Genomic DNA, 11,630 nt, shown 5'->3' on the forward strand with positions numbered 1-11,630 from the left:
CCACAGCCTTATCCACAGGCACGGCGAAAACCTGGATCTGTCACCCGTTGCAGGCATCATTTCCACCCAGACACCAACAAACGCATGACGAACGTGACCAATCAAAAAAAGACTTCTCCCGCCCGCATGGCCCGTACCGCCGTTACCGTGGCCGCACTGCTGGTGTCCGCCACGCAGCTGGCCGGCTGCTTTCCCGTGCTGGCGGGCGCGGTGGGCACCGGCGTGGTGATGGCCACGGATCGCCGCCCAACCGGCACGCAGGCCATTGACCGCGGCCTGCAGGTGGAAATCGACAGCACGCTGAGCCAGCGCTACAGCAGTAGCCAGGCGCGGGTCAACACGACCGTGTACAACCGCAAGGTGCTGTTGACTGGCGAGGCGTCGAACGCCGAGATCAAGCAGCAGATTGAGCAGTACGCGCGCGGCCGGGAGAACACCCGCGACGTGATCAACGAGCTGGAACTGAAGGCGTCGCCCGATTTCATGACCCGCAGCAACGACACGTACCTGACCAGCAAGGTCAAGACGCTGCTGGTCACCGCGGACGGCGTGCCGGCCAACTCGATCAAGGTCACCACGGAAAAGGGCGTCGTGTACCTGATGGGCGTCGTGACCACGACCGAGGGCGACAAGGCGACCGACGTGGCACGCAACGCCAGCGGCGTTCAAAAGGTGGTCAAGGTATTCGACTACGTGACCGAAGCCGAACGTGCGCGCCTGGATCAGGCCTCCAGCTCGCAGAACGGCAACCCGGGCAGCGAGGCCGTGGGTACGCCGGCGCCGGTGCAGAGTGTGCCGGGCAGCCAGCCGAACGCGCCGGTCACGTCCGACGCGCCCGCATCGATGGGTACGTCGGGCACAACCACCAGCCCCGTGACCGCGCCGGTATCGTCCCCGGTGGCGCTGCCGCCGGGCCGCAACCTGCCGTAAGGAAAGCACCGTGAACCCCCTGCTGCGATTACCGTTCTCCCGACGTTGGATGGCCGGCATCGCGGCGGGGTTGTGCGCCGCGCCGCTGATGGCGCAGCCGCCAGCCTCGGCACCATCGACGCCTTCAACCCCTTCAGCGCCGATGACCGGCGGGCCGGCCGATACCGGCAAGTTGACCATCGAGGTCCAGCGGTCGCGTACCGAGCAGGCGCGCAACCAGGCGGCGTCGTGCGCGGTCTGCCACGGCCCCGACGGCCGGCCGCCGGCGGGCAGCCCGGTGCCAGCGCTGGCCGGGCGCCCACAGGCCGAGCTGATTGAGCTGATGCTCAATTTCAAGAACGGCAAACGCCCGGGAACCGTGATGCCGCAGATCGCCAAGGGCTATAGCGATACCGAGATCATCGCCATTGCCGCGTGGTTTGCGGACCAGAAATAGATCGCATGCATCGACGATCCGTACTGAAGGCGGCGCTTGCCGCCACGGCCCTGGGTGGCCTCTCCGTGCGCCAGGCGCGTGCCGCCGCCGCGGCGCGGGTGGTGGTGATCGGGGGTGGCTATGGTGGTGCCACGGCCGCACGCTACCTGCGCACGTGGAGCCGCGGCGCCGTGGACGTGACACTGGTGGAGCCGGATGCCGCGTTCGTCTCATGTCCATTGTCGAACCTTGTGGTGGCGGGCTACCAGCAGATGGCCGACATCACGTTGCCGTATGACACCCTGGTCAGGCGGCATGGCGTGAAGCATGTCCGTGATACGGCTGCCGCCATCGACACCGCGAAGCGCGTGGTCCGGCTGGCCGGTGGCGCAACCTTGCCCTATGACCGTCTCGTGCTGTCCCCTGGCGTGGAAATGCAGACCAGCGCGATTGCCGGCCTGGCTGGCCCCGGTGGCGACCAGATCGTCCATGCCTGGAAGGCTGGTCCGCAGACCGACGTCCTGCGCCGCCAGCTGGCCGATATGCGCGACGGCGGCACCTTTGCCATCACGATTCCGCTGGCGCCTTACCGCTGTCCGCCCGGACCCTACGAGCGCGCCTGCCTGGTGGCGGACTACCTCAAGCAGCACAAGCCGCGCAGCAAGGTGCTGGTATTCGACGCGAATCCGGACATTACGTCGAAGGGTGCGCTGTTCCGGCAGGTCTGGGAATCGCGCTACAAGGGTCTGATCGAATACCGGCCGCAGCATGAGACCGTGGGCGTAGACCCCGCCACCCGCACGATCCGGTTCGATGTGCAGGACGACGAAAAGGTGGACGTGGTGAACGTGCTGCCGCCGCAGCGTGCCGGTGCCATCGCCGTCGCGGCCGGGCTGGCTACCGCCAACGCGCGCTGGTGCGAGGTCCATTTCCTGACGATGGCGTCCAATGCGGCGCCGGAAATACATGTGCTGGGCGATGCGGTGCAGATCGCGCCGCTGATGCCCAAGTCCGGAACGATGGCCAACCAGCACGGCAAGGTCGCCGCGGCGGCCATCCTGCAGTTGCTGGCCGGCCGCGAGCCGGACCCGGTGCCGCTTTATACCAACACCTGCTACAGCTTCACGTCGTCGACCGAGGCCATCCATATCGCCAGCGTCCATCGCTATGACGCGGCGCAGAAGACGATGCTGACCGTGCCGGGTTCCGGCGGGCTGTCCACGGCGCCGAGCGCGCTGGAGGGACAGTACGGCGTTGCGTGGGCACGCAGCATCTGGGCCGACATGCTCGGGTAGGCCGCGCCGGCCGGACACAAAACCGCAAGATCGTGCAATGCGCCATCGGTGCCGGCTGCTACGCTAGCCGTGCCGGACGTCCCGCCCCCAGGGACGCGGCGCTCTTTCATCGATCATGCAAGCCAAAGACCGTCTGCTCGCCCTCGCCATCATCGTGGTCTGGGGTGTCAATTTCGTCGTCATCAAGGTAGGCCTTGCCGGCGTGCCCCCGATGCTGCTGGGTACGCTCCGCTTCAGCCTGGTGGTGTTCCCGGCCATCTTCTTCATCCCGCGCCCGCGTATTCCGCTGCGCATGCTGGTGGCGTATGGCGCGTCGATCAGCCTGGGCCAGTTCGCATTCCTGTTCTATGCGATGGCCGTGGGCATGCCTGCCGGGCTGGCTTCGCTGGTGCTGCAGTCGCAGGTGTTCTTCACCGTGGCCATTGCCGCGCTGTGGCTGGGCGAACCGCTGCGCTGGCACAACCTGGCCGGCATGGCTATCGCCGCCGGCGGCCTGGCATTGATCGGCAGTGGCGCGGCGCATGGCCCCGGCGGCATGACGGTGGCGGGCTTCCTGCTGACGCTGTGCGCGGCGCTGTGCTGGGCCACCGGCAATATCGTCAGCAAGAAGATCGGCCCCGTGGACCTGCTGGGTCTGGTGGTGTGGGGTGCGCTGATCCCGATCGTGCCGTTCGCGCTGTTGTCACTCTGGTTCGAAGGGCCGGCACGCATCGCCGACGCGCTGACCCATGTGTCCGGCAAGGGTGTGTTCGCCGTTTGCTACCTGGCATTCGCCGCGACGATCTTCGGCTACACGATGTGGGGACGCCTGCTGACGCGGTACGCCGCCAGCAAGGTGGCGCCGCTGACACTGCTGGTGCCGGTGGTGGGGCTGTTGTCGGCCCACCTGCTGCTGGGTGAAGACCTGGCGGCGGCGCAATGGGTGGGTGCGGTGGTGGTCATGGCCGGTTTGCTTCTGAACGTATTCGGCAACCGGCTGTGGGCGGGCAGGGCGCTGGCGCGCCGATAGCGTTCACCCTTCCGTCAGCACCGAATAATTCGAGGGTTAACCCGTAATAGGGCGACATTTCCCAACACTTTTGGGCATATGGTTATCACTGTCGCATCCGTATACGCGCCTTGACTTCAGGCAAAATAGCGGACTGGCCGCATATGCCCGGGAGCCCTCAACGATCACCGCAGAGGCACTCCTGAGAAGCCCGCCCCAACGGCGGCCAGCGCGCGCCGCGCCGCGGAGTTTGTCCAGAGCGCGGGCATTTGCCGTCCCCACGGCTCTCATATAGTTTGGAGCACAACACATGAAGCAGTTTGTCATCGCCGCCGCGCTGCTGGCCGCCGCCGCGTCCGCGCACGCCGCCGTCGACGCCGCCAAGGCCCAGGCCATCGCCAACAAGAACGCCTGCATGGGCTGCCACCAGATCGACAAGAAGCTGGTCGGCCCGGCCTACAAGGAAGTGGCTGCCAAGTACAAGGGTGACAAGGACGCCCTGACGAAGCTGTCGGCCAAGGTGAAGAACGGCGGTTCGGGCATTTGGGGTCCGGTGCCGATGCCGGCCAACTCCGCCGTCAGCGACGCCGATATCAAGACCGTGGTGGAGTGGATCCTGGCCGGCGCACCGGCCAAGTAATCCAGTCTCGCCTGGGTGGGCTGGCCGGCGTTGCCGGCGGCCTGCCAAGTTAGTCATGCATGGATAGAACAGGCACGCGCCGGCGACGCACCGGCACGATGGGGTCGACAGGAAACCGGGTAGTACGGGAAACACAGCAAGATGAACGCAAAACGACGAGATGTACTGCGGATGACCGCCGTACTGTCGCTGATGGCGGCCACTGGCCTGATCAGCGAGGCACAGGCCGCTGAATGGAACAAGACCGCCTTTGATGGCAAGAGCGTCGCCGACGTGATCAAGGCACTGGGCGGCAGCGGCACCGAGAAGAGCAGCGCCATCGTCTTCAACGCACCCGACATCGCCGAGAACGGCTCCGTGGTGCCGGTGGCGGTGACGAGCAACATCCCGGACACCGAGCAGATCGCCATTCTGGTGGAAAAGAATCCGAACACGCTGGCAGCCGACTTCACGATCCCGGCCGGCACCGAGCCGTTCGTGTCCACGCGCGTGAAGATGGGCCAGACGTCCGTGGTACATGCCGCGGTGAAGGCCGGCGGCAAGTGGTACGTGGCATCGAAGGAAATCAAGGTCACGCTGGGCGGTTGCGGCGGCTGAGCGCCGTTACACCGTTCACCTTTCGAGACCAGATTTCCACATACCTGCTGACAGGAGAAGCACATGGCAGACCCGATGCGCGTTCGCGCCACTGAAAACGGCGGCGTCGTAGACGTCAAGATTCTGATGAAGCACGACATGGAAACCGGCCAGCGCAAGGATTCGGCCGGTAAGACGATTCCGGCCTGGCATATCCAGACCGTGATCGCGTCGTACAAGGGCAAGGAAGTCTTCCACGCCCAGTTCGGTCCGGCCGTGTCGAAAGATCCGTTCCTGAACTTCAAGTTCAAGGGCGGCGCCAAGGGCGACAAGGTCACCGTGACCTGGGTCGACAACCGAGGCGACAAGCGTACCGACGAAGCCACCATCGCCTGACCGCCTGAACGGGCGAAGGAGAAGCAGCATGCGCCGAGCATTTATTCGCGCCACGGCCGCCCTGGCCGCAATCGGGCTGACCGCCAAGGCGTCGGCCCAGCAGGCCCCGGCGGCTTCGTCCGCAAAGGGTCGCGTCAAGGTGGTGTACCAGTTGTCCGACGGTATCGACCAGGCCGTGCGGGCCATGTCCAACCTGCGCAACCATCTGAACGGCGCGCCCGACACGAAGATCGTGGTGGTGGCGTTCGGCTATGGCGTGGACTTCCTGCTGGAAGGCGCCAAGGACGCGCGCGGCAACACGTTCGAAGCCGCGGTGGCGGCGCTCAGTTCGTCGGGCGTGGAATTCCGCGCCTGCCGCAACACGCTGACCGCGCGCCGGATTTCGGAGCAGAGCCTGCTGATGGATGCCAAGGTCGTGCCGGCCGGCGTGGTGGAGATCGCCCGCCTGCAGTTCGACGAAGGCTACGCCTATATCAAGCCGTGATGGACCGCGTGGCCCGGCTGCGGGTCACCGTTCAATGACAAGCCGTCCGGCAACGAGCCGCCGGACCTGCACAAGAAGGCCGTCCGCCTGCCGACCATGCGGCGCGATGGCGAGGAGAACCCCCCAATGGTTACCGTGCGCAACATCCGCCGCCTGCGCCGCACCGTGGCCCCCGCGCTCGTAGCGCTGGGCGCCGCGGCCGCCGTCACCGCGACAGTGTCCGGCCCCGCGCTGGCGCAGGACAACACCGCCGAGGAAATCGCCAAGTACCGTCAGATGCTGGCCGAAGGCAATCCCGCCGAGCTGTGGGAAGCCGCCGGCGAGGAACTGTGGAAAAAGCCAGCCGGCCCGAAGAACGCGTCGCTGGAGCAATGCGACCTGGGCAAGGGTCCGGGCGTGACCAAGGGGGCGTATGCCGAACTGCCGCGCTACTTCAAGGACGCCAACAAGGTGATGGACCTGGAGCAGCGCCTGGCGTACTGCCGCGTGACGCTGCAGGGCCTGACGCAGGAAGAGGCGATGAAGAATCCGTTCTCGTCGCAGGGCAAGCCGTCGGACATCGAGCGGCTGGCCGCATTCCTCACCGGTGAGTCGCGAGGCGTGAAGATGAACGTCCAGCTCAAGCACCCGGAAGAAAAGCGCGTCTATGCGCTCGGCCAGAAGATGTTCTTCTATCGTGGCGGCGCCTACGACTTTGCCTGCGCCACCTGCCACGCCGTGGATGGCCAGCGCATCCGCCTGCAGGACCTGCCGAACCTGATGACGGAGAAGGGCGCCCAGGCTGCCTATACGACGTGGCCGGCCTACCGTGTGTCGCAGGGCGAGGTCCGCACGATGCAACACCGCCTGTACGACTGCCTGCGCCAGCAGCGCTTTCCCGAGCCGGCCTATGGCTCCGATGTGATCACCGCACTGACGATGTTCCTGGCGAAGAACGCCAACGGCGGCACGTACGACGGCCCGAACATGAAGCGCTGAGCAGGGAGCAGAACAACATGAAGACACTCCAAAAGATGGCGCTGGCCGCGCTGGTGCTGCTGGCCGCTTCGGGCGCGCATGCGCAAACCGCCGCCAAGGGCGCCAAGGCCGACAAGCCGGTCAAGGTCACCGACGCCGACGTGCGCCAGATGATCGAATCGTCGTTCACGTCCAAGGGGCCAGCCACGGTCGAAGGCGTGATCAACCAGGACGCCACGCAGAAGGCCTGCAGCCAGTATCCGGACCGCCTGCACGTGCCCGCCGCCGTGGCCAAGAAGGTGGAAGCGGCCGAGCTGAAGCAGGTGAAGTACCCGGCCGACAACAACTTCCTGGGCGACTGGAAGGAAGGCGAGAAGATCGCCCAGAACGGTCGCGGCATGCAGTTTTCCGATCAGGTTGGCGCGCCCAACGGTGCCAACTGCTATGCGTGCCATCAGCTGACCAAGGCAGAGATCTCGTTCGGCAACATCGGCCCATCGCTCTACAACTACGGCAAGCTGCGCGGCAACTCGCCCGATGTGGTGCGCTACACGTGGGGCAAGATCTGGGACTCGAACGCTTACAGCGCGTGCTCGAACATGCCGCGCTTTGGCCATAAGGGCATCCTGACCGAACAGCAGATCCGCGACGTGATGGCACTGCTGCTGGACCCGGCGTCGCCGGTCAACCAGTAATACGGCAATGATGCGGGCACGGCGCGTGGCGATGGCCTGGCTGCTGGCCGTGCTCGGCATGGCCGGTACGTTCGCGCAGGCCGCGGAGGTGGGCGATACCATCCGCCTGCCCGATGTGAAACTGCTCGACGGACGCACGGTGCCCGCATCGCAATGGGCGGGCAAGCCGGTCGTGATCGAATTCTGGGCGTCGTGGTGCCCGTTCTGCGCGCTGCAGAACCCGCGCCTTCAGGCGCTCTACGACAAGACACGCGGCACGAAGCTGCAGGTGCTGACCATCAGCATCGACAAGCAGCCGCAGGAAGCCGGGGCGTACCTGAAGCAGCGTGGTTACACGTTCCCCGCGGCGATGGATTCCGATGCACTGCGCAGTGCCTTTGGCGCCCGCAAGGGCCTGCCCGAGCTATATGTGCTCGATGGCCAGGGGCGTGTCGTGCAGAAGGAGGTCGGCGAAATGATCGACGACGACGTGGCTGCACTGGCGCGCTACGGCAAGCCGTAGCCGGCTGCCGACGAATCAAACGGATAACAGCATGAACCGACGCGAGTTCCTGCAGGTGCTGGCCGTGGCCGGCGCCGGAGGCATGACATTTTCCGGTGGCGACGCCCAGGCGGCCCAAGCGGCCGGACGGCTCTATGACGTGCCGCGTTTCGGCAACGTCCACCTGCTGCACTTCACCGATTGCCACGCACAGCTGAAACCGGTGCATTTCCGCGAACCGAGCGTGAACCTGGGTGTGGCCGAATGGGCGGGCAAGCCGCCGCATCTGGTGGGCGACGCATTCCTGCGCCAGTACGGCATTCGGCCCGGCAGCGCCACGGCACACGCCTTCACGTACCTCGATTTCACGGAAGCGGCACGCCGCTTTGGCAAGGTGGGCGGGTTTGCCCATCTGTCGACGCTGGTCCAGCACATGAAGGCCAGCCGGCCCGGCGCGCTGCTGCTGGACGGTGGCGACACCTGGCAAGGCTCCGCCACGGCACTGTGGACGAAGGGGCAGGACATGGTCGATGCCGCGCTGCTGCTTGGCGTCGATGTGATGACCCCCCACTGGGAAATGACGCTCGGCGCGGAGCGCGTGAAGCAGATCGTCGACAACGATTTCAAGGGCAAGGTCTCGTTTCTGGCCCAGAACGTAAAGACCAATGATTTCGGCGATCCGGTCTTCGATCCGTACGTGATCCGGGAGATGAACGGCGTGCCCGTGGCCATCATCGGCCAGGCCTTTCCGTACACGCCGATCGCCAACCCGCGCTACCTGGTGCCGGACTGGACCTTCGGCATCCAGGAAGAGAACCTGCAGCAGGTTATCGACGAAGTGCGCGGCAAGGGCGCCAAGGTAGTGGTGCTGCTGTCGCACAACGGCATGGACGTGGACCTGAAGCTGGCCTCGCGCGTGCGCGGCCTCGACGCCATCCTGGGCGGCCATACTCACGACGGCGTGCCGGTACCAGTGCCGGTGAAGAATGCTGGCGGCGTGACGCTGGTGACCAACGCCGGTTCGAACGGCAAGTTCCTGGGCATGCTCGATTTCGACGTCCGCAATGGCAAGGTGGCCGACTTCCGCTACAAGCTGCTGCCGGTTTTCGCCAACTACCTGCCCGCCGATCCGAAGATGGACGCACTGATCCAAAAGGTGCGCGCGCCCTACGAGAGCAAACTCGGCGAAGTGCTGGCCGTAAATCGTGGCTTGCTGTACCGGCGCGGCAACTTCAATGGCACCTTCGATCAGCTGATTCTGGATGGCCTGATGACGGTGCAGGACGCACAGATCGCGTTTTCGCCGGGCTTCCGCTGGGGCACCACGCTGCTGCCGGGGGAGAACATCACGATGGAAGCGCTGATGGACCAGACCGCCATCACCTACCCGTACACGACCGTGACCCCGATGACGGGCGAAACGATCAAGACGATCCTCGAAGACGTGGCGGACAACCTGTTCAACCCTGACCCGTACTACCAGCAGGGCGGAGACATGGTGCGCGTGGGCGGTTTGCAATACACGATCGACCCGAACCAGCCGATCGGCAAGCGCATCACGGACATGCGCCTGGCCGGACAACCCATCGACGCGGGCAAGACTTACAAGGTAGCCGGCTGGGCCCCCGTTTCCGAAGAAGCCCGCCAGGCCGGTGGCGCCCCAATCTGGGACGTAATGGCCCAGTGGCTGCGCGCCAGCAAGGAAGTCAGCGCTCGCCCGCTGAACCTGCCCAAGGTAGTGGGAATGGACGGAAATGCGGGGATGGCAGCGGCTTGAGTTGGGTCTAAAGTGTTGGCTGGATGCGATTGAAAGGCCGCTCGGGATTCGGCTACAATCAGTCGCTACGGGCCGATAGCTCAGCTGGGAGAGCGCTGCGTTCGCAATGCAGAGGTCGGGAGTTCGATCCTCCTTCGGTCCACCAGATACACAGTCAAAAGGGCTCGGAATATTTCCGGGCCCTTTTGCTTTTTGCGCATCAGGCCCGGATCCGCGCGCTGCTGTTCGGCGCAAGGCTTCAGGAAAAGCAAGCGCATCTGTCAGCGCGACGAATGCTGACGGATCGGAAACGTGTGCAGAAGTGCTACCTTTGCACCTAACGCTTGTCATCGATACCGCTCATGCGCGAACCGCACGACGCCCCAGCTCTGGGCACCGATTCCCTCGACGCCGAAGCCCGCCATCTCGCAGGCCGCCGGTCCACGCTCGTCAGCGTCTTCGTTAACATTGGCCTGACGATAGGCCAGGGAGTGATCGGGGTCATCGCCGGTTCTCAGGCGCTGGTGGCCGATTCACTTCATTCCTTGTCCGATCTCGTTTCCGACTTCGTCGTGCTGTTTGCCGGCCATCACAGCCGCAAGGGGGCCGACATCGATCATCCGTACGGGCATCAGCGTTTCGAGACCGCCGCATCGCTGGCGCTGGGCGCGCTGCTGTTGGCGGTGGGTGTCGGCATGCTGTGGGCGGCGGTCGGCAAGATCCAGCATCCCGAGGGTGCCCAGCCGGTGCAGACCGTGGCGCTATGGGTGGCGATCGGGGCGCTGGCTGCCAAGGAGGGCCTGTTCCGATACATGCTGCGCGTGGCGGAGCAGGTCAGGTCGAGCATGCTCGTGGCCAATGCCTGGCATGCGCGGTCAGATGCTGCATCGTCCCTGGTGGTGGCGCTTGGTATCGGCGGCAATCTGCTCGGGTATCACGTGCTCGACCCCGTGGCGGCCATTGTCGTTGGCCTGATGGTGTCACGTATGGGCCTGCGCTTTGGGTGGGATGCGATGAGCGACCTGATGGATCGCGCCGCCGACGAGGATGTGGTGGCCGACCTGCGCGCCGCCATGCTGGAAACGCCCGGCGTGCTGGGCTTGCATGACCTGAAGACACGCAAGATGGGCGACATGATCCTGGTCGACGTGCATCTGGAGATCCAGGCCGACCTGACCGTCGAGCAGGGCCATGCGATAGCGACCGAGGCACGTCGCCGCGCGATGGAGCGCGACGACGTACTCAATGTGATGACGCACGTGGACCCGGTCAGAGTCCCGCAGGCTGAATCCGTCTCAGCGTAGATCGCTGCGGCGATACAAGCTCAATCCCACCGCCAGGAACGCCAGCATTCCCGCGCAGCCGCGGTTGATCCACTGCACCGCGCGCGCGGACATCGTGCGCATGGCGTGCCGGCCGCCGAACGCATAGATCGACATCATCACGATATCCATCAATGCAGCGATCACGGCCAGAATCACGTACTGCATGGCCACTGGCTTATCCGCGTGCACGAACTGCGGCACGAAGGCCGAGGTGAACAGGATGGTCTTGGGATTCGACAGTGCCACGAACAGCGCGCGCAGGAACGCGGCCCGGCCGCTTGCCGATGTTGCATCCGCCGTGGCGACCAGCGCCTGCGTAGGCGAGCGCCACATCGAAATGGCAAGGTAGAGCAGGTAGGCGGCGCCGATCCATTTGATCGCCGTGAACAGCTGCTCGGAAGCCAGCAGTACCGCGCCCAGCCCGCAGCCGACCGCGCCAATCAGGATCAGGTCAGCCAGCGCGGCACCGGCGATGCCGCAGGCGGCCACGCGCATCGGCCGGGTGGCGCCATTGCTCAGGGCCAGCAACATCGTGGGGCCAGGGGTGACCATGACTGCCGTCACGGCAATCAGGTAGAGAAACAGGGTTGTGCTATCCATCGAACGCTCTCCGGCAGGCTCCGTATCGGCGAGGCGTCAGTGTGTGCCGATTTGCGCGGATATGCACGCGCTTCCTGTGGACATCCCCGGCC

At 65.3% G+C, this 11,630-nt stretch carries 14 protein-coding genes and 1 tRNA gene; 14 read left to right on the plus strand and 1 reads right to left on the minus strand.

The genetic code is table 11. The features are described from left to right. Positions 1-84 precede the first annotated feature (84 nt). The 14 genes from AC3FLX_RS15025 to AC3FLX_RS15090 all read left to right on the plus strand — a co-directional run bounded on the left by AC3FLX_RS15025 (position 85) and on the right by AC3FLX_RS15090 (position 10,917). Complete coding sequence (locus AC3FLX_RS15025) at positions 85-930, plus strand: BON domain-containing protein (protein WP_488697767.1); 846 nt, start codon at positions 85-87, stop codon at positions 928-930. A 10-nt stretch (positions 931-940) separates the two neighbouring features. Beyond that, positions 941-1,366: a c-type cytochrome gene (locus tag AC3FLX_RS15030; protein ID WP_488697768.1), complete on the plus strand. Its 426-nt coding sequence runs from the start codon at positions 941-943 to the stop codon at positions 1,364-1,366. Between the two features lie 5 nt (positions 1,367-1,371). Further along, positions 1,372-2,640 carry an NAD(P)/FAD-dependent oxidoreductase gene (locus tag AC3FLX_RS15035; RefSeq protein WP_488697770.1) on the plus strand — a complete coding sequence of 423 codons (1,269 nt, stop codon included), beginning with the start codon at positions 1,372-1,374 and terminating at the stop codon, positions 2,638-2,640. 115 nt (positions 2,641-2,755) lie between these two features. Beyond that, complete coding sequence (locus AC3FLX_RS15040; protein WP_488697772.1) at positions 2,756-3,649, plus strand: EamA family transporter; 894 nt, start codon at positions 2,756-2,758, stop codon at positions 3,647-3,649. A gap of 289 nt (positions 3,650-3,938) precedes the next feature. Then, entirely contained in the window at positions 3,939-4,268 is a 330-nt protein-coding gene (locus AC3FLX_RS15045; protein ID WP_488697774.1) for a c-type cytochrome, read from the plus strand. 141 nt (positions 4,269-4,409) lie between these two features. Further along, positions 4,410-4,865 (plus strand): thiosulfate oxidation carrier protein SoxY, encoded by a 456-nt coding sequence (soxY, locus tag AC3FLX_RS15050; RefSeq protein WP_488697776.1) that lies wholly within the window; start codon positions 4,410-4,412, stop codon positions 4,863-4,865. A 63-nt stretch (positions 4,866-4,928) separates the two neighbouring features. Further along, the gene (gene soxZ / locus AC3FLX_RS15055; RefSeq protein WP_488697778.1) at positions 4,929-5,240 is read left to right on the plus strand and encodes a thiosulfate oxidation carrier complex protein SoxZ; all 312 of its coding nucleotides are present in this window, start codon (positions 4,929-4,931) and stop codon (positions 5,238-5,240) included. Between the two features lie 28 nt (positions 5,241-5,268). Continuing rightward, positions 5,269-5,724 carry a DsrE family protein gene (locus AC3FLX_RS15060; protein WP_488697780.1) on the plus strand — a complete coding sequence of 152 codons (456 nt, stop codon included), beginning with the start codon at positions 5,269-5,271 and terminating at the stop codon, positions 5,722-5,724. Positions 5,725-5,850: 126 nt separating this feature from the next. Then, on the plus strand, positions 5,851-6,702 hold the full coding sequence (gene soxA / locus AC3FLX_RS15065; protein ID WP_488697781.1) for a sulfur oxidation c-type cytochrome SoxA: 852 nt from the start codon (positions 5,851-5,853) through the stop codon (positions 6,700-6,702). A 17-nt stretch (positions 6,703-6,719) separates the two neighbouring features. Then, positions 6,720-7,376 (plus strand): sulfur oxidation c-type cytochrome SoxX, encoded by a 657-nt coding sequence (gene soxX, locus AC3FLX_RS15070; RefSeq protein ID WP_488697782.1) that lies wholly within the window; start codon positions 6,720-6,722, stop codon positions 7,374-7,376. A gap of 10 nt (positions 7,377-7,386) precedes the next feature. Next, a complete protein-coding gene (locus AC3FLX_RS15075; protein ID WP_488697867.1) occupies positions 7,387-7,878 on the plus strand; it encodes a TlpA disulfide reductase family protein in 492 nt (163 codons plus the stop codon). Between the two features lie 31 nt (positions 7,879-7,909). After that, positions 7,910-9,634, plus strand: coding sequence for a thiosulfohydrolase SoxB (soxB, locus tag AC3FLX_RS15080; RefSeq protein WP_488697783.1), 1,725 nt, complete (start codon positions 7,910-7,912; stop codon positions 9,632-9,634). Positions 9,635-9,703: 69 nt separating this feature from the next. After that, a tRNA-Ala gene (locus AC3FLX_RS15085) sits at positions 9,704-9,779 on the plus strand. A gap of 196 nt (positions 9,780-9,975) precedes the next feature. Continuing rightward, positions 9,976-10,917 carry a cation diffusion facilitator family transporter gene (locus AC3FLX_RS15090; protein ID WP_488697784.1) on the plus strand — a complete coding sequence of 314 codons (942 nt, stop codon included), beginning with the start codon at positions 9,976-9,978 and terminating at the stop codon, positions 10,915-10,917. Here AC3FLX_RS15090 and AC3FLX_RS15095 read toward each other — a convergent pair. Further along, positions 10,909-11,538: a LysE family translocator gene (locus AC3FLX_RS15095; protein ID WP_488697786.1), complete on the minus strand. Its 630-nt coding sequence runs from the start codon at positions 11,536-11,538 to the stop codon at positions 10,909-10,911. The two genes, AC3FLX_RS15090 and AC3FLX_RS15095, sit on opposite strands and share 9 nt — an antisense overlap. Between the last annotated feature and the right edge of the window lie 92 nt (positions 11,539-11,630).

The organism is Cupriavidus sp. 291-E7, from assembly GCF_057798835.1.